The following is a 17,843-nucleotide window of genomic DNA, read 5'->3' on the forward strand; positions in this document are numbered from 1 at the left end:
CCACCTCAGCGCAGCGGCGGCTGGATCGCCACCGCCTTCTGCTGCTGGCCCAGCGACTCCTTGGCCAGCTCGGCGATGCCGGCCAACGAGCCGAGGATGCCGGTGGCCTCGATCGGCAGCAGCAGCATCTTCTGGTTCGGCGACTTCGCCATTTCCTTCAGCGCCTCGACGTAGTTGTTGGCGACGAAGTAGTTCAGCGCGTTGACGTTGCCGCCGGAGATCGCCTCGGAGACCATCGTGGTCGCCTTCGCCTCCGCCTCGGCCGAACGCTCGCGCGCCTCGGCGGCGCGGAACGCGGCTTCCTTCTCGCCTTCGGCGGCCAGGATCACCGACTGTTTCTCGCCCTCGGCCTTGAGGATCGCCGCCTGGCGGAAACCCTCGGCGTCGAGGATGTTGGCGCGCTTCTCGCGCTCGGCCTTCATCTGCCGCGCCATCGCGTCGACCAGGTCGCGCGGCGGCGCGATGTCCTTGATCTCGATGCGGTTGACCTTGACGCCCCACGGATGGGTCGCCTCGTCCACCACCTTGAGCAGCTTTGCGTTGATCGCATCGCGCTGGCTCAACGACTCGTCCAGGTCCATCGAACCGAGCACGGTGCGGATGTTGGTCATGATCAGCGCCAGCGAGGCCTGCTCCAGGTTGGACACCTCGTAGGCCGCCTTGGACGCGTCCAGCACCTGGTAGAACACCACGCCGTCCACGCGCACCACGGCGTTGTCCTTGGTGATCACGTCCTGCGACGGCACGTCGAGCACCTGTTCCATCATGTTGATCTTGCGTCCGACCGCCTGGTAGATCGGGATCAGGAAGTGCAGCCCCGGACTCAGGGTGCGGGTGTACTTGCCGAACGTCTCCACCGTCCATTCGAAGCCTTGCGGCACGATGCGCACCAGCTTGGCCACACCGACCACGACGACGAAGACGATGACCAACGCAAGAAGCTGCCCCATGATTTACTCCCTATCTATGGTTAAGACTGGAGTATAGGCGAGCCAGCCGCTATCTCGATGTCACCTGCGGCAACAGCAGACTTACCCGCAAGCCACCGCCCTCGCGATTGGCCAGCAGCACCCTGCCGCCATGCGCTTCGGTGATTTCACGCGCCAGCGCCAGGCCCAGGCCGGTGCCGGAACGCTTGGTCGAATAGAACGGCAGCAACGCCTGCGAAAGCACGGTTTCGCTCATGCCGGGGCCGCGGTCCGCCACATCGATGCGCAGCTCGCGCCCCAGGTCGTGGATGGACAGCGTTACCTCGTCGTCCGCGCTGCCCGACTCGTGCGCATTCTTGATCAGGTTGATCAGCACCTGTTCGACCTGCACCGGATCGAAACGACCCGGCTGCGATGGTGCCGGCACTTCCAGCCGGTAATGACAATGCAGGGCTAGCCCGTCGAGGAACGGCGTCCACGCCACCGCCACCGGCTGCGGTGTCGGCAGCTTGGCGAAGCTGGCGTAACCGGCGATGAAACCGTGCAGGTGCAGCGCGCGTTCGCTGATGGTGGCGAACACGCTCGGCAGGCGATCGACATGGCCACGCCGGGCCAGCTCCGCACCGGAATGCGCCAGCGAGGAAATCGGCGCCAGCGAATTGTTGAGCTCGTGGCTGATCACCCGGATCACCCGCTTCCAGGTGGCCACTTCCTGTCGCGACAGCTCGCGCGTCATGCGCCGGAACAGCTGCAACCGATGCGGTCGCCCCTGCAGGCGGAAGGCCCGTTGCGACAGGTGGAAGGTTTCCTCGCTGCCGTCCATCTCCACGCTGAGCAGGGCATCCTCGCCGCTTTCGACGGCCTTGCGCAGCGCCTCCGGCGCATCGACGAGCAGCTCGGCAAAATCCAGCCCGTTCAGGCTGCGCCCTTCGTTGAACAGATGCCGCGAGGCGATGTTCGAATAAGCGACACGGCCAGACGCATCGGTCAGCACCAGCGCCACCGGCGTGTTCTGCACCACCGTGTCCAGCAGCAACTCACGCTGCACCAGGTGTTGGCGCTGCTCGCGCAGGGTCTGTCCCAGCGCGTTGTGCATGCGGATCAGTTCGCCCAGTTCGTCACGCCGGTTCACCGCGATCGAAAAGCTGAAATCGCCATCGCGATAACTGGCCACCGCGCCTTCCAGTGCACGCAGCATCCGACTCACCGGCGCCATCACCAGGCCCGCCAGCCAGGACGCCAGCGGCAGCAGCACGACCACGCTGACCAACAGGCCGCCGTAGATACCCAGCTGCATCGGTGCACGTATCGTCACCGCGAGATCCTTGCGCAACCACAGCAGCAACTGCGGCAACGGCCATTGCGTGACGCCGGCATAGACCAGCGCGCCGGCCACGCTGGCCGCCAGCAACAACACGGTAAGCCGCACGCGCAGGGAGTTCAGATGACGCCACATCAAGCGCTCTCCAGGATGGACGGGCCACGCATCAAGCGCATCCCGCACCATCGGACATCGGTTGTCGATGCCTGCCGCGCGTCGGCATGCTCACTCATGCCGGAACAAACACGGGAATGCGGAAATGCACGGCGCCGCTCCTGCTGGATGCCGGCATCTTTGTACGCCGCGCCGTCCACGGCAAGCACGGATGAGCTGTCCGCACGATTCAGGCCGGAGCCGCCAGGCCGTAGCGCTCCATCCGACGGTACAGCGCCTGCCGCGACAGGCCCAGGTTCTGCGCCGCCCGGCTGACCACGCCGTCCGCCTTGTGCAGCGCGGTTTCCACCGCCTCGCGGCTGGGCTCGTCGAGATTGCGCGCTGTGGCTGGCACATGCAGCGGCAGGTTGAGCAGCTCGGGCGTGATCGGATTGGTGCCGGTCAGCAGCGCGGCACGCTCGATCGCGTTCTTCAGTTCGCGCACGTTGCCCGGCCACGGATAGCTCAGCAAGGCCTCGCGCGCGGCATCGCCGAGTTCGGCCCGGCCGTCCAGAAAGAATTCGGCCAATGGCAGGATGTCGTCGCTGCGCTCGGCCAGCGGCGGCAGGTTCACCTCGATCACGTTGAGTCGGTAGTACAGATCCTCGCGGAAGGTGCCGGCGCGGATCATCGCCTTGAGGTCGGCATTGGTCGCGCTCAGCACGCGCACCTTGACCTGCCGCGTACGGCCGGAGCCGAGCCGCTCGAACTGGCCGGTCTCCAGCACCCGCAGCAGCTTCATCTGGCCCGGCAACGGCAGGTTGCCGATCTCGTCGAGGAACAGCGTGCCGCCGTCGGCCAGTTCGAAGCGGCCCTCGCGCGCCTTGTTCGCGCCGGTGTAGGCACCGGCGTCGGCGCCGAACAGTTCGGCCTCGATCAGTTCGCCCGGCAACGCGCCGCAGTTCACCGCGATGAACGCGCCGCGCTTCACCGCCGAATTCGCATGCACGATCGACGCGATGCGCTCCTTGCCGGTGCCGTTCGGCCCGGTGATCAGCACCGGCACGTCCGAGCGGGCGATCTGGCAGGCCAGCTCCAGCGTGCGCGCCATCGCCTCGGAGGCGAACACCAGGCCGTCCAGCTCATATTTCTTCTGCAGCTGCTCCCGCCGCTGGCGGCGCTCGCGCCGGCTGCGGGTCATCTCGCGGGTGGACTCGGACAGCTCCAGCAGGTTCTCCACCGTGGCCAGCAGCTTGTGGTCGTCCCACGGCTTGCCCAGGTAATCGGCGGCACCGGCCTTGACCAGTTCCACCGCGGTTTCCAGATGCGTCCACGCGGTGAGCAGGATCACCGGCAAATCCGGATGGCGATCGCGAATCGCGCGGAACAACGCCACACCCTCCGCGCCCGAGGTGGTGTCGGCGGTGAAGTTCATGTCCTGGATCACCACGTCGACGGCTTCGCGCTGCAGCAGTGCCAGCCCTTCGTCGGGCGTCAGCGCAGTGAGTGGGCGGATTTCGTGCAACGACAGCGCCAGCGAGAGCGCCTCGCCCACCGCAGGGTTGTCGTCGATGATCAGGACAGTTCGCATTTTTCTTCTGCACATGCGGACATGGATGCCGCTCCAGCCGCAAAGGTTGCCATGACTATTGGACTATTCAAGGGCAACCTGCCTCGGCGAGTCACTGCGCCCATGCCAACTGACCGCCTCCGGCCGTCAAGGGAGCGGTTTCAATCGCGACTGAAACCGCTCCCGTCCAGGCATGTCCAGCCATGGCACAGACTAGCCGACCGGCTCCGCCACCTTACCCTGCCGCTGCCACCGGATGTGCCGGCGCCTTGCCGGCCTTCACCGCGGCAATCCAGTCGTTGACACGGCTGTCCAGCACGTCCAGCGGCAGCGCGCCACCGCCGAGGATCTCGTCGTGGAAGGCACGGATGTCGAACTGATCGCCCAGTTCCTTCTTCGCGCGCTCGCGCAGCTCCAGTATCTTCAATTCACCGGTCTTGTAGGCCAGCGCCTGACCGGGCCAGGAGATGTAGCGATCGGTCTCGGCCTGCACGTCCGGCTCGTCCTCGCCGGAATGCGTGTGGAAGAAATCGACCATCTGCTGGCGCGTCCAGTGCTTGTAGTGCACGCCGGTGTCGAGCACCAGGCGATCCGCGCGCAGCAGCTCGTCGCTGAGGTGACCGTAGTAGGACAGCGGATCCTTGTAGAAGCCGACCTCCTTGCCCAACTGTTCGGCGTACAGCGCCCAACCCTCGATGTAGGCGGTGTAACCGGCCTGCTGGCGGAACGGCGGCAGCGCCGGCAGCGTCTGTGCGATCGAGATCTGCAGGTGATGGCCCGGGATTCCCTCGTGGTAGGCCGTCGTCTCGATGGTCAGCACACTGCGTTGCGCGTAGTCGCCGGTATTGACGAAGATCTGGCCCGGCCGCGAACCATCCGGCGTGCCCTGGTGGTATTCGGCCGCCGGCGCTTCCTTCTCGCGGAACGCCTCGACCGGCATCACCACCACCTTCGTCTTCGGCAGCAGGCCAAACAGCTTGGGCAGCTCCGGCTGCATCTGCGCCAGGTAGCCGCGGTAGCGATTGAGGATGTCGTCGCGCGAGGTGGCGAAGGTCTTCGGGTCCTTCTTCAGCGCCGCGCGGAAGCTGGCTAGGTCGGGATGACCCTGCGCCTTGGCGATCTTCGTCATCTCCCCCTCGATGCGCTTGACCTCGGCCAGACCCAGCTCATGGATCTGCTCGGGGGTCTTGTCGGTGGTGGTCATCTGCTCCACGTCGAAGCGATAGATCGCGTCACCGTTCGGCAGTGCCCATACGCCAGGCTGGGTGCGTCCGTTCGGCGCGTAATCCTTCGCCACGAATTCGCCCAGCTTGCGATAGGCCGGGCGCACGTCATCGTCGATCGCGGCAAGGATCTCGTCATGCAGGCGTTTCTGGTCGGCCGCCGACACCGACTTCGGGAAATGCTTCAGCGGCTCGGCGAACAGGCTGTCCATGCCGGCCGGCTTGTCGATGCTGCCGATCTGCTTGACCACTTTCTCCAGCAGGTACTTCGGCGGCATCATCTTGTCGCGCATGCCCTGCTGCGCCACTGCGGTCACCTGCTCAAACAGCTTCGGCACCGCCTTGAGGCGCGCGAGGTAATCCTCGTACTCCCTGGTGTTGTCGAACGGAATCGAACTGACGAAACCGGCCAGCGCGATGTGCGCGCCGCTCATCTGGTCCAGCGGCATCTCGTACAGCTTCAAGTCGTAACTTTTCAGGCCGTCCTTGAGCTGGCGCACCATCAATTGCTGGTTGAGCTTGTCCGAGTCGGCAAAACCGGTGGTATCGATCGCCTCGAAGCGCTTCAGGAAATCCGCGGTCACCTGGCGCTCGGCCGCCGCATGGGCCAGCGACGCGTCGCTCCAGTGGTCGTTGTAACGCAGGTCGCCGAGAATGGTGGCGAACTCCGGCGAACTCTGCAGGGTGTGCTGCCATTGCTCGGCCAGCAGCGCATTGAGCGCCGCCGTCCGGGTCGCCACATCCGTCGATGCGGCCTGCGCAGCCGGCACGGCCTGCACCGATGAAACCATGGACACCGAGCCCAGCAGGCTCGCACAGATCAGCAACGGCAAGGTCTTCATCAGGCTCATCTCCGGGATCGTCTTAATGGGGCTATGAAGGTTCATTGTGACTGCCGCGGGATGCATCTTCCCGTGCCAGATTGCATGGTACTTATACCGATCGCGTCGCCACCACCGGCGGCACCGCCGCCGCGCGCAGTGCCGGGCCGAGCACGGCCAGCTGGCCAAGCAGCCACAACGCAAGTGCGCCGATCGGCAGGTAGTACAGCGGCAGCCGCGGCAGCTCATAGTGTTTCATCAGCACCAGATTCAACATGATCGCCAGCAGCAGGCCAAGCGCGATACCGCCACTGACAATCAGGAAGTTCTCGGTCTGGAAGTAACGCAGAATGTCGCCGCGGGAGGCACCGATCGCGCGGCGGATGCCGATGCTGCGGCGGCGCTGCTGCACCCAGAAATTGGCCAGTCCGGTGATGCCCAGGGCAGTGACAAACAGCAGGCCGAGACCGGAGGCCAGCAGCAGGCCGATCATGGTGGTGTCGCGCTGGAAGTACGCCTCGCGCATCTGGGTGTAGGTACGCATACCGCCTGCTGGAATGATCCGTTCGGGACTGAGCTGTTCGAGCTTCGCCGCGGCCATCCGCAATACGCGTTCGCGATCCTGCGGCGCACTGCGCAGCAGGTATGTCACCTCGCCATCGTTCGGCAGCATGGGAAACAGCATGGCGTACTGGTTGACCCCCGCTTCGCGCAACTGCGGGCGCAACAGCGTATCCACGATGCCGATGACGCGGATCGGCTTGCTTCCGCCGGTATAAATGCTCTGACCCAACGCGTTCTTGCCGGGATAGAGTCTTTCAGCAAGAGCGCGACTGAGGATGGCGACAGGCACGTCCGCGCCGGCCACGTGTTCATCCGCGCCGGCCACGTATTCATCCGTACGGAAGTCGCGCCCGGCAGCCAGATGCAGCCCAAGAACTCCAAGTTCACCGGGCGTCCCACCATAGACCGCCGGCTGAACGCACAAGCCGCCACGCATCATCGAATGGGCAGCGATGGCCGTGGCCATGTCTTCGGCACTGGCGCAGGTGCCGTAGGACGACTCATCCCGCCCCAGCGGCAGCGTATCGACCGCCACCGCAGCCGTGACACCGGGTATCTTGCTCAGTCCTGCCAGGTCGGCAGCATGGCGCGCCCGCTTGTTTTCATGCTTGTCGATGGTTTCGCTGACCAGCATCGACAGCCCGGCTTCATCGACGCCGCTGGGCAAGCTGACCTGCTCCACCCGATTGACGATCATGAACACCACATTGCAGACGATCGCGCAGGTCAGCGCCACCTGCAGCATCAACAGCAGTGCGGTGAGCTTGTGATGGCGCAGGCTGGAAAGAATCGGTCGCCATTGCATGTCGAAACTCCTCACAACGTCAGTCCTCACAACGTCTTCAGCTGCAGCGCTGGAGCCACACGACAGGCACGCCAAGCCGGCAACAGACCGGCCAAGACGCTGGCAACCACGGCCAGCACGAACGTGCCGACCAGCATGGAGAAATCCATCTGCGCCAGATGGGCATAGTCGTCGGGACGATGTCGCACACTCCACAGGCCCAGCTGCGCGATGCCCAGCCCCAGTACGCCGCCGGCCAACCCGATCACGGCCGACTCGATGCCGAACTGCAGGAAGATGTCACGCCGCCGCGCGCCCAGCGCACGGCGCACGCTGACCTCGCCGCTGCGGCGCAGGAATTTGGCCAGCAGCAATGCCACGATGTTGGTCATGCACACCAGCAAAAACCCGAGCGCCAGCCACAATTGCAGACGCACGTCCGCAGACACCAGGTTCTGCCGGCCCAGCCAGTCCATCAACCCATACAGGCGAGCGTGGCTCGGTGGTCGCTCGAAGCGACCCAGCGCCTTCTGCTGTGCCGAGTAGTCGCTCAGGAACTGCCGGTATGCGGCAATCTGCGCCGGGTCCTTCAACTGCACCCATACCTGCAGCCAGGTCAGGTTCGGACTCTTCATGATGTCACCCTCGATCGACGCCCAGCTCGACTGGTTGCTATTGGCGTCGAATTTGAGGTCCATTGCCGTGGCAAGCGGCAGGAAGAACTGGTCTGCCTCACCAAACGCCTTGGAGGAGGCATCTGCATAGAACATCGGTTGCGGATGCCAGTCGGCAGTGACGCCGATGACACGCAGATCGGCGTCGCCGAACCGCACCATGCGACCGACACTGTCGCTCGTACCGAACAACTTCCGGCTCAGCGTATCGCCCAGCACCACCACACGCGCCCGCCCGTCATCCTCAGCCGCCGACCAGCCCTGACCACGCAGGAACGGCACGCCGAACATCGCAAAAAAATCGGCGGTGGCATAGCGTCCATCGACGTAGAACGGCCGCAGTCCCGTTCGTGCCGGTCGTACCAGCAGTGCCCCACCGGCCATTGCTGCTTGCCGCTCGGCGCGATGCGCCGCCACGAGTGCCATCGCATCGGGCCAGGTGAAATTCAGGCGCGGATCCGGACCGTATGCACTTTGCTGATACTTCAGCGGCAACGGGTCGAGCTGCGGGTAATACAACTGGCCGCTGCGCCCCGGCAACGGGTCGCCCGACATCACATGCAACACGGTGACCATCGTCATGCTGGCGCCGATGCCCAGCCCGATCGCCAGCACCATCAGCGCGGTCAGTACCGGATTGCGCTTCAGGCTGCGCAACGCCAGATCGAAGTAATAGCCAAACATTCCATGTACCCCTGCAACGATTGAAATCACGAGGTGCCTTATCTGTTTTTTCCCACTACACCGACCGCGTCGCCACCACCGGCGGCACCGCCGCCGCACGCAGTGCCGGGCCGAGCACAGCCAGCTGACCAAGCAGCCATAGAACGATCGCGGCGATGGGCAGATAGGTCAGCGGCAGGCGTGGCAGCTCGTATTGCTTCATCAACAGCAGATTCAGCACCACGGCGAGCCCCAATCCAAGCACGATGCCAGCACTGACGATCAGAAAATTCTCGGTCTGGAAGTAACGGAGGATGTCGCCCCGGGTGGCACCGATCGCGCGGCGGATGCCGATCTGATGCGTGCGCTGCTGTACCCAGAAACTGGACAGCCCGATCACACCTAGCGCAGTAAGCGCCAGCAGGCTGCCGATCACCACCAGCAACAGCCAGATCAACGCGCGGTCGTCGTGGAAGTAGTCCGAGACGGTATCCGAGTAGCTGTGGTTTTCGGTGATGATGCGCTGTTCGTCCACGCCATCGAGTACCTTGGGCAGATTGCGCAACGTGGCGTCACGCACACCCGGCTGTGTGCGAAGCACGTACATGTTGCCCGTTGCCAACGTTACCGGAAGCAACATGTTGAGATCGGCGCCACTCTGCTTGTTGATGCTCGGGTTAAGCAAATGATCCGTCACACCCACGACATGGGTGACACCTGAATTCTTGTCACCCAGAAAAATGGGCTTGCCCAGCGGATCCTCTCCGGGCCACATTTTTTGCGCCAGCGATCGGGTGATGATCACCGATGGCGGGGGCGCCCTTTCGCCCTGGAACGGGTCGTAGTCCTGATATTCCTGCGGCAGAAAATCACGCCCCTGCGACAGCCTGATCCCGAGCGTATTCACCACACCCGCGGTCCCGGCATAAATGACGACCGTGCAAACCGATTCGGCATCTGCCCCGCCTGCCTTGCGCGCTATGCAGGTGCCCCACGAGCCGGTGGAGCTGAGCGGCAGCGAATTGGTGATGACCGCTGACTTCACCCCGGGCATGCCGCGCAGTGCGGCCAGATCGGCGGCGGCCCGACTGGCCTGGCTGGCTGACGTGCTGGCGTCACCAATGCCGCTGCTCTCGGCCCATACCAGCTCGTTGTCCGCCACCCCGGTTTGCATGCGCATGGTCGCCAGGTGGTTGCCGATGATGAAGATGCCATTACTGACGATCGCGCAGGTAAGCGCGATCTCAAGCACCACCAGAATCACCACGGTCTTGTGGTGCTTCAGTGCGGAAATAATAGGATGCATGACGTGCGTCTCCTCACTGGATCTTCAGGACACGAGCAGGCTGCACGCGACACGCGCGCCAGGCGGGGAACATCGCCGCGAGTACGGTGGCGCACAGCGCGAGCACCAGCGTCGCGCCCAGCATCGCCATATCCAGGTGCGCATACGGCGCGTACTCCACCGGCTGATGACGAACGATCCACAAGCCGCCAAACGCCAGCAATAATCCTGCAATACCGCCTGCGATGCCGATCAAGGACGCCTCCGTCAGCAACTGCGCGAAGATCGACTGCTTCGACGCACCCATGGCACGCCGCACGCCCAGTTCGCTGCTGCGCCGCAGGAACTTCACCAGCAGCAACGCCACCGTGTTGACCAGACAAACCAGCATAAAGCCCAGCGCCAGCAAGGCTTGCAGTTGCACGCTGCCCGGCACGACATGGTTGTAGTCCAGCCAGCCCATCAGGTCATGCAGCCGCGTATTCGGCGGCCGCTGGAAACGCCCCAGCATCTTCTGCTGCTCAGAGTAGTGCACCAGAAACTCGCGATACGCCTGCACCTGTGCCGGCGTATCCAGTTGCACCCAGAACTGCATCCATACGCAGTTAGCATTTTTCATGTTGCGCGGATCGGGAAAGCCACCGTGGCCCCAGCAACTCATGTTGCCGGAAGTACCCTGGCCGAGTGCCATCGCCGTTTCCAGCGGCAGAAACACATCCTCGGTCTTGTGGTAGCTACCTTGTGTCAAATCGTAGAAATGCGGCACTGGATCCCAGTGATCGACCACACCTATGACGCGAAACACATCCTTGCCCAGCCGCAGCGACTGGCCCACCGCATGATCGGCGCCGAAGAGCTTGTCAGCCAGTGTGCGCGAGATTACCGCCACGCGCGCCTGCCTGTCGTCGTCATCGGCCGTCCAGCCGCCGCCGTACAGAAACGGAACGTCGAACATGCTGAAGAAATCGGATGAGGTGTAACGCGCATCGGCGAAGAAGGCACGGCTTTCGCCCTGTGGTGGGCGCACCGTGACGCGCCCACCGGTCATCGCCACCTGATGACTACCCTTGCGCGCATGCAGCAGGTTCATTGCATCGATCCATGAAAACTGATCCATCGGCTCCTTGCCCGGTGTGTAGCCTTCCATGTCTTGTGGATCGATCTGCGGATAGAACAACCGCGCACTCTTGTCCGGCAACGGATCGGCAGTCATCACGTGCAGTACCGTGATCATCGTCATGCTGGCGCCAATGCCCAGCCCGATCGCCAGCACCATCAGCGCCGTGAGCACCTTGTTGCGCTTCAGACTGCGCCATGCCAGATCGAAGTAATAGCCAAACATTCCATGTACCCCGTCAATCGTTGAAATCACGTGGTGCTTTTATCCATTCCCGATCATCAAGCCGCCCTCGTCGCCACCACCGGCGGCACCAGGGACGCACGGCGCGCCGGTACGAACACCGCGACCTGTCCGATCGCCAGCATCGCGAGTACGCCGGTCACCATGTATGTCACGGGCAGGCGCGCCATCTCGTACTGAGTCATCAGCCACACGTTCAGACCTCGTGCCAGCATCGCGCCCACGACTACGCCGACACCGGCGATCAACAGGTTCTCGGCGTGGAAGTAATGCAGGATGTCGATGCGGCGGGCCCCCAGTGCGCGACGAATGCCGATCTGGCGATGCCGCTGGCCGACCCAGAAGCTGGTCAGGCCGACAATGCCGGCGGCGGTGACGCCAAGAAGGATCAGGCAGATGAGGCCCATCAACAACGCCATGCCACGATCGGCGCGATAAGCCTTGTCGCGAATTTCCGTCAGGGACTGAATGCCCCAGCTATCCGGCATCACGCGCATCCGGTTGGCGGCAAACAGTGCCTTGCGCGCCGCCTGCATCGCTGGCAGAAGCCGACCGGGTTTGGCGCGCACCACATAGTTGGCGTTGACGCCGTCGAGCCGGACCGGCGCCATCACCGACATGTAGACCCACGGCCGGGTCGAGGCATTGGCAACCTGCAGACGATCAACGATGCCAATGATCACGGTCGGCTTGCTGTCGAGGTACACCGTCTTGCCCAGCGCATCGCCGTGCGGATACAGCTTGTCCGCCAACGCCTGGCTGACGATGATCACCGGCGAGGGCACGGTGCTGTTGATGGTGTGGTGCAGTATCTCGCCGGCATTGAAATCACGACCGGCGACCAGGCGCGCGCCGAGGGTCGAACGCATGTGTTCGTCGCCGTAGTACAAGCCCGCGGCGCTGGTCGGCGTCTTCTGATCCGCGGTAAGCGCGAGGCCACCCACCCAGATGCTTCCCTGCAGCGGCATGCCGTCGGAAGCGGCTACCGACTGCACATCCGGTAGCTGACGCAAGATGCCCAGATCGGCCAACTGCAGCGCGTCCAGCTTGTCGAGCGAGGCAGGATCATCCCCACTCGGTGCGCCCACGAAAGATTGCGAGACCCGGAACAAGTCGCGCTCGACCACGCCGGTCGGCCGCTGGATCACACTGATCCGCTGACTGATGATGAAGATCGCATTGCTGACAATCGCCAGGGTCAGCGCGATCTGCAGCACGATCAGCAACACGCCGGCCTTGTGCCATTTCAGCGCCGCGATGATGGGGTGCACGGTCATGGCAACGCCTCAGTTCGACTTCAGTTGCCACGCGGGTTGTACCCGCGAGGCCCGGAACGTGGGATACAGCCCCGCCAGCAGGGTCGCCAGGATCGCCACCAGCATGGTCAGCGCCAGCAAGGAGAGGTCGATGTGCGCCAGATCGGCAATGCGCTTGGGCAACACCAGGCCGACGCCAGCCACACCCACGCCGGTCAGCAGCAAGCCCAGCACGCCACCGGCGGCACCGACCACACCTGCCTCGCAGAGGAATTGTTGATAGATCGCCGCACGCGGCGCACCCAAGGCACGACGCACACCGATCTCGCCGCTGCGACGCAGGAACTTGGCCAGCAGCAGGCCCACCGTGTTGATCAGGCAGACGATCAGCAGGCCCAGCGCCACCAGCAGCGAGACCTTGGTATCGCGCGGTACGACATGCTCGAACGTCAGGAAGGCCGGCAGGTCGCGCAGCCGGTTGTTCGGCGTCCACGCAAAGCGTCCGGCATGCTGCTGCTCGGCGGCATAGCCATCCAGAAACTGCCGGTAGCCGGTCACCGCCGCCGCATCATCCAACTCGACCATGAGGGCGATCCAGATGCAGCTGGACTGTTGCAGGCCAACGAAGCCTTCGGCAGCCGGCATCACGGAGCAGTTGGTGCTGCCGTCGTTCGGCATGCCGACCGCGATCGCCCGGTCGAACGGCAAGAAGACATCGGGACCGTCGCCACTGAAGCCGCCGGTGTCGCGTACATCGAAGAAGATCGGCTGCGGATTCCAGTCCGCCAGCACCCCGACCACGCGGTAGTCCCGGCCTTCGATGTCGATCGTCTTGCCGACGCTGTTGCCGTCACCGAATGCCTGCTGACTCAACGTATGGCTGATCACCGCCACGGCCGCCCGGCTGGCATCGTCGGCGGCACTCCAGCCGCTGCCATACAGGAACGGCACGTCGAGCATGGGAAAGAATTCGTTGTAGACGCCATAGCCCGACACATTCAGCGGAAACGCCCCCGTGGCCGCCGGCACCACCGACGGCGACACTGCGTAGATCGCCGATTGCCGGCTGGCCCGATGGGCCTTCATCAAGGCCATGGCGTCAGCGAAATCCAGCGCATCCGGTGGCTCACCGTCACTGCCCCGAGCGCTCGGCCCCCACATGTCGATCTGTGGCACGAACAACTTCGACGACTTCCACGGAATCGGATCACCCGATACCGCACGAAAGACCGACCACGTCGTCATCGACGACGCCACGCCGAAGCCGATCGCCAGCACCATCAGCGCGGTGAGACCGGGACTGCGCCTCAGGCTGCGCAGAGCCAGTTCAAGGTAATAGCCGAACATGCCGCCCTCTCCCCTTTTGACTGGCGCCGGCCCTGCTCCCGGCGACCGAATGACATCCCATCGTGAAATTCCTTTTCATCACACCGACCTCGTCGCCACCACCGGTGGCACGGCCGCCGCGCGCAGCGCTGGGCCGAGCACGGCCAGCTGGCCGAGTCCCCACAGCACTAGCGCACCGATCGGCAGGTAATACAGCGGCAGCCGCGGCAATTCGTAATGCGTCATCAGCAGCAGGTTCAATGCAAACGCCAGCAGCATGCCCAGCACGATGCCGAACGAAACAATGAGGAAATTCTCGGTCTGGAAGTAGCGCAGGATGTCACCGCGCGTGGCACCGATCGCGCGGCGAATGCCGATCTGCCGGCGCCGCTGCGCCACCCAGAAGCTGGCCAGGCCAACGATGCCCAGGGCAGTGACCAGCAGCATGGCGGTGATCACGCCGACCAGCATGCCCGCCATGGCGCGGTCGTTCTTGAAGACGTCGCGGCGCAGATCTGTCAGGGCATGACTGTTTTCCCGATCAATCACCACTTCCGGCACGGCTTTGGCAACGGCCGCGAGGGCATCGCGCAGCACGCGCGGCAAATCCCCGGAATTGGCCCGCAACAGGTAGCTGCCAGTCAGATACGGACCCGGCTGCGCGGGCAGGAATACTGACCACTGGCGCTGTTCTGGCGTCCATCCGGTCGGATCGGGCCGCACCAGGTTCTTCAACACGCCGACAACGCGGTAGTGCGACTTCAGCATCCAGAACTCCTTGCCGAGCGGATCGGCGCCCGGCCACAAATGCTCGGCCAGAGCCTGCGTGATCTGGACGCTGCCCTCGTCAGGCATGAAGCTGGTGAACGCATGAAAGTCATCGGTCTGCGGTGCGCGTCCGGCAATGACCTTGGTGCCGAGCGTCTGCAGGCTGCCCGGACCACCCACGTAGAATTCGATCACGCCACCAAAATGCTGGCCGGCCGCATCGGTCGAGATCCCGGCGGTACCGCGGCGGCTGCCAAATGGGATGGAATTGAGTAACGACACCGACTCCACGCCGGGAACGGCGCGCAAGGCAGCGAGCGCCCGTGCATCCACGTCGGCCGCTTGCGCGGAGTCGTAGCCGGTCAGTTGCACCGATGCGAGCGCAGCTTCATCCACTCCGCTGACAATCTGCATGGCCGTGATGCGCTGGGAAATGATGAAACACGCATTGCACAGCACCGCGCAGGCCAGCGCGATTTCCAGCGCTATCAGGATCGTGGACAGACGATGCTTGCGCAGCGCGGAAAGAATGGGCCTGATCTGCATCGTTCCGTTCCTCACAACGTTTTCAACTGCAGCGCCGGTGCCACCCGGCTGGCCCGCAAAGCGGGCAACAGACCAGCCGCCAGACTGGCCGCAACGGCGAGCGCGAGCGTCAAGCCGAACATGCCGATGTCCAGGTGCGCGAGGTCGGCGTATTCGACCGGTTGCCGTCGCACCAGCCACAGACCCAGCAGGGTCAGCAACCAACCACCGATGCCGCCGACCACGCCGACCATTCCGGCCTCGACCAGGCATTGCGCGAATATCGCGCCACGACTGGCACCCAGTGCGCGACGCACGCCGATTTCGCTGCTGCGACGCAGGAATTTGGCCAGCAGCAGGCCGATCATGTTGAACAGGCAGATCGCAAGGAACGCAAACGCCAGCCACGTCTGCAGCTTGACGTCACTGGGCACCACATGGTTGAACACCAGCCACTGCATCAGGCTAGGCATGCGGGTATCGGTATTGGCAAAGCGCCCCAGCAGCTTTTGCTGCTGCGCATAGTTCGCAATGAAGGTGCGGTAGTCCGCCACCTTGGTTGCGCTGTCCAACTGCACCCACAAGCCGACCCAGACACACGGCGCATCCTGCAGATGCCCCGGGGTGGCAACCTTGCCCCAGCAGGTGAACTGCCAGAAATTGCCTTCGTTGACCTCCAGCCCACTGAAAAACGGCATGAACACGCCTTCGGGCTTGACGTAGAACGACGAGGTCTGGCCTTCGGCGAAGCGCCCACCACGCACGTCGTAGAAGAGCGGCGACGGCCGCCACCTTTTCATCACGCCGACGATCCGCACGTCGCTGTCTTTCAGGCGCAGGGTCTTGCCCACGCTGTTGGCACCTCCGAACAACTTGTCGTTGAGGTCGGAAGAAATCACCGCCACGCGCGCACGGCTGGAGCCGTCGGCAGCCGTCCAGGCGCTGCCGTACTGGAACGGCACCTTGAACATCGCAAAGAACTCGGAGGTCGTGGCAAGCATCGGCACCATCAAAGGGGCAAGGTAGTATCCGGCGCGCGAACCTTGACATCGCTTCCGGCAATCAGCGCCTGACGGTCGGCACGATGCGCGCTCCAGAGATCCACCGCCGAGTGGTAGTCGAGCATGTCCAGCGGGCCGCCTTTGCTGTAGCCGGCTGGCGAGGCGTCCACCTGGGCGTAGAAGATGTGCTGACTGCGACCCGGCAGCGGATCGCCCGATAGCAGGTGCATCACCGTAAGCGTCGTCATGCTGGCACCGATGCCGACTGCGATCGCGACGATCATCAACGCGGTGAGCATCTTGTTGCGCTTGAGGCTGCGCAGGGCCAAGTCGAGGTAATAGGCAAACATCACATCACTCCATCATGTCGTTCTTTGTGGGAGCGCACCCGGCCCGGCGCATTGGCCTGCGCGTGGCCATCGCGCAAGGGTGCGCTCCCGCGGACATCACACTGACCGTGTCGCGACCACCGGCGGCACCGCTGCCGCGCGCAACGCGGGGCCGAGCACGGCCACCTGCCCGATCAGCCACAGCAACACAGCCCCCACCGGGAAATAGGCGCCCGGCAGCCGCGGCAATTCGTAGTGGCTCATCAGGAACAGGTTGATGCCGTAGGCCAGCACCATGCCGAGTGCGATGCCGAACGTGGCCAGCACGAAGTTCTCGGTCTGGAAGTAGTGCAGGATGTTGCCGCGGGTGGCGCCCAGCGCGCGGCGCACGCCGATGGTACGGCGGCGCTGCGCCACCCAGAAGCTGGCCAGTCCGACGATGCCCAGCGCGGTGACGATCAGCAGCGCCGCGATCACGCCGACCAGCATGCCGGCCATCGCACGGTCGTCCTGGAAAAACCTCCGGCGCACTTCGTCGAAACTGCGCTGGGTGGTCACCACGCGCTGCGGGTCGGCCTTCTTCAGCGCGGCCAGCGCCGCGGCCAGCACGCTTGCGCGATCTTCCGGCCGGGTGCGGATCAGGTAACTCTGGTCCTTGCTCGCGCCCATGCGCAGCGGCACGATCATGGTGTACTGCGCCTTGGCCGTGTCGTAGGCATTCGGCCGCACCAGGCTGTCCACCACGCCGACCACGCGCAGACCCACCACGGGCGTGAGGTAGATGATGCGACCCAGCGGGTTCTGCCCCGGCCACAGGCGCTCGGCAAGGGTCCGGGTGATCAGGGTCACATGCGGCAGGCTCTTGCTGTCGCCGTTGCCGAGCCCCTTCATCGCCGTCTCCACGTCGACGAAATCGTCCGACTGCAGGTCGCGCCCCGAGACCAGCCGCGTGCCCAGCGTCGGCACCAGGTTCTCGCCGAAGTAGGTGGTGGCGTTGAGCGTGCGCTCGGGCTGCGCCGGATCGAGCCGGATGTTGCCGTTCGACGATGAGTTGCCGAATGGCACCTGGTTGGAGGAAGCCACCGAGAGCACGCCGGGCACATGCCTGAGCACCGCGACATCCTCCGCGAGGCGGGCATACGGATTGGACGGCGTCGTCACGTCGGCGACCTGGATCTGCAGCAGCTCGTGCTCGGCCACGCCGCTGGGCATGTCCATCCGTTGCAGGCGCTGGCCGATCAGGAATACCGCGTTGCAGACGATGGCGCAGGTCAGCGCGATTTCCAGGACCAGCAGCCACGACGTGAGCTTGTGCCGGCGCAGCGTGGAAAGGATCGGAAGAATGTCCATG

The 17,843-nt window shown here is 64.2% G+C and carries 12 protein-coding genes and 1 pseudogene; all 13 read right to left on the bottom strand.

Going from position 1 to position 17,843, the window contains the following annotated elements:
* Positions 1 to 5 precede the first annotated feature (5 nt).
* The 13 genes and pseudogenes from B0E46_RS01130 to B0E46_RS01190 all read right to left on the bottom strand — a co-directional run bounded on the left by B0E46_RS01130 (position 6) and on the right by B0E46_RS01190 (position 17,842).
* Complete coding sequence (locus B0E46_RS01130) at positions 6 to 950, bottom strand: SPFH domain-containing protein (RefSeq protein ID WP_077553865.1); 945 nt, start codon at positions 948 to 950, stop codon at positions 6 to 8.
* 49 nt (positions 951 to 999) lie between these two features.
* On the bottom strand, positions 1,000 to 2,385 hold the full coding sequence (locus tag B0E46_RS01135) for an ATP-binding protein (protein ID WP_077553866.1): 1,386 nt from the start codon (positions 2,383 to 2,385) through the stop codon (positions 1,000 to 1,002).
* A 208-nt stretch (positions 2,386 to 2,593) separates the two neighbouring features.
* Complete coding sequence (locus B0E46_RS01140) at positions 2,594 to 3,934, bottom strand: sigma-54 dependent transcriptional regulator (protein WP_077553867.1); 1,341 nt, start codon at positions 3,932 to 3,934, stop codon at positions 2,594 to 2,596.
* Positions 3,935 to 4,148: 214 nt separating this feature from the next.
* Entirely contained in the window at positions 4,149 to 5,978 is a 1,830-nt protein-coding gene (locus B0E46_RS01145; protein ID WP_077554150.1) for a DUF885 domain-containing protein, read from the bottom strand.
* A 91-nt stretch (positions 5,979 to 6,069) separates the two neighbouring features.
* Complete coding sequence (locus tag B0E46_RS01150) at positions 6,070 to 7,326, bottom strand: FtsX-like permease family protein (RefSeq protein WP_077553868.1); 1,257 nt, start codon at positions 7,324 to 7,326, stop codon at positions 6,070 to 6,072.
* 26 nt (positions 7,327 to 7,352) lie between these two features.
* Complete coding sequence (locus B0E46_RS01155) at positions 7,353 to 8,663, bottom strand: ABC transporter permease (RefSeq protein ID WP_077553869.1); 1,311 nt, start codon at positions 8,661 to 8,663, stop codon at positions 7,353 to 7,355.
* A gap of 55 nt (positions 8,664 to 8,718) precedes the next feature.
* Positions 8,719 to 9,948: an FtsX-like permease family protein gene (locus B0E46_RS01160; RefSeq protein ID WP_077553870.1), complete on the bottom strand. Its 1,230-nt coding sequence runs from the start codon at positions 9,946 to 9,948 to the stop codon at positions 8,719 to 8,721.
* 13 nt (positions 9,949 to 9,961) lie between these two features.
* Positions 9,962 to 11,269, bottom strand: a complete 1,308-nt coding sequence (locus B0E46_RS01165) for an ABC transporter permease (RefSeq protein ID WP_077553871.1) — start codon at positions 11,267 to 11,269, stop codon at positions 9,962 to 9,964.
* A 56-nt stretch (positions 11,270 to 11,325) separates the two neighbouring features.
* Positions 11,326 to 12,564, bottom strand: a complete 1,239-nt coding sequence (locus B0E46_RS01170; RefSeq protein ID WP_077553872.1) for an ABC transporter permease — start codon at positions 12,562 to 12,564, stop codon at positions 11,326 to 11,328.
* A gap of 9 nt (positions 12,565 to 12,573) precedes the next feature.
* Positions 12,574 to 13,890 carry an ABC transporter permease gene (locus tag B0E46_RS01175; RefSeq protein WP_077553873.1) on the bottom strand — a complete coding sequence of 439 codons (1,317 nt, stop codon included), beginning with the start codon at positions 13,888 to 13,890 and terminating at the stop codon, positions 12,574 to 12,576.
* Positions 13,891 to 13,968: 78 nt separating this feature from the next.
* Complete coding sequence (locus B0E46_RS01180; RefSeq protein ID WP_077553874.1) at positions 13,969 to 15,183, bottom strand: FtsX-like permease family protein; 1,215 nt, start codon at positions 15,181 to 15,183, stop codon at positions 13,969 to 13,971.
* Positions 15,184 to 15,194: 11 nt separating this feature from the next.
* A pseudogene (locus tag B0E46_RS01185) lies at positions 15,195 to 16,513 on the bottom strand (ABC transporter permease).
* Positions 16,514 to 16,609: 96 nt separating this feature from the next.
* The gene (locus B0E46_RS01190; protein WP_077553875.1) at positions 16,610 to 17,842 is read right to left on the bottom strand and encodes an FtsX-like permease family protein; all 1,233 of its coding nucleotides are present in this window, start codon (positions 17,840 to 17,842) and stop codon (positions 16,610 to 16,612) included.
* Position 17,843: the final 1 nt, after the last annotated feature.

The organism is Rhodanobacter sp. B04, assembly GCF_002001125.1.
In the GTDB taxonomy this organism is placed as follows: Bacteria; Pseudomonadota; Gammaproteobacteria; order Xanthomonadales; family Rhodanobacteraceae; genus Rhodanobacter.

Bases quoted from the DNA above. Each gene is read 5' to 3' on its own strand.
- B0E46_RS01130 (WP_077553865.1), bottom strand. From the start codon at position 950: ATGGGGCAGCTTCTTGCGTTGGTCATCGTCTTCGTCGTCGTGGTCGGT.
- B0E46_RS01135 (WP_077553866.1), bottom strand. From the start codon at position 2,385: ATGTGGCGTCATCTGAACTCCCTGCGCGTGCGGCTTACCGTGTTGTTG.
- B0E46_RS01140 (WP_077553867.1), bottom strand. From the start codon at position 3,934: ATGCGAACTGTCCTGATCATCGACGACAACCCTGCGGTGGGCGAGGCG.
- B0E46_RS01145 (WP_077554150.1), bottom strand. From the start codon at position 5,978: ATGAAGACCTTGCCGTTGCTGATCTGTGCGAGCCTGCTGGGCTCGGTG.
- B0E46_RS01150 (WP_077553868.1), bottom strand. From the start codon at position 7,326: ATGCAATGGCGACCGATTCTTTCCAGCCTGCGCCATCACAAGCTCACC.
- B0E46_RS01155 (WP_077553869.1), bottom strand. From the start codon at position 8,663: ATGTTTGGCTATTACTTCGATCTGGCGTTGCGCAGCCTGAAGCGCAAT.
- B0E46_RS01160 (WP_077553870.1), bottom strand. From the start codon at position 9,948: ATGCATCCTATTATTTCCGCACTGAAGCACCACAAGACCGTGGTGATT.
- B0E46_RS01165 (WP_077553871.1), bottom strand. From the start codon at position 11,269: ATGTTTGGCTATTACTTCGATCTGGCATGGCGCAGTCTGAAGCGCAAC.
- B0E46_RS01170 (WP_077553872.1), bottom strand. From the start codon at position 12,564: ATGACCGTGCACCCCATCATCGCGGCGCTGAAATGGCACAAGGCCGGC.
- B0E46_RS01175 (WP_077553873.1), bottom strand. From the start codon at position 13,890: ATGTTCGGCTATTACCTTGAACTGGCTCTGCGCAGCCTGAGGCGCAGT.
- B0E46_RS01180 (WP_077553874.1), bottom strand. From the start codon at position 15,183: ATGCAGATCAGGCCCATTCTTTCCGCGCTGCGCAAGCATCGTCTGTCC.
- B0E46_RS01190 (WP_077553875.1), bottom strand. From the start codon at position 17,842: ATGGACATTCTTCCGATCCTTTCCACGCTGCGCCGGCACAAGCTCACG.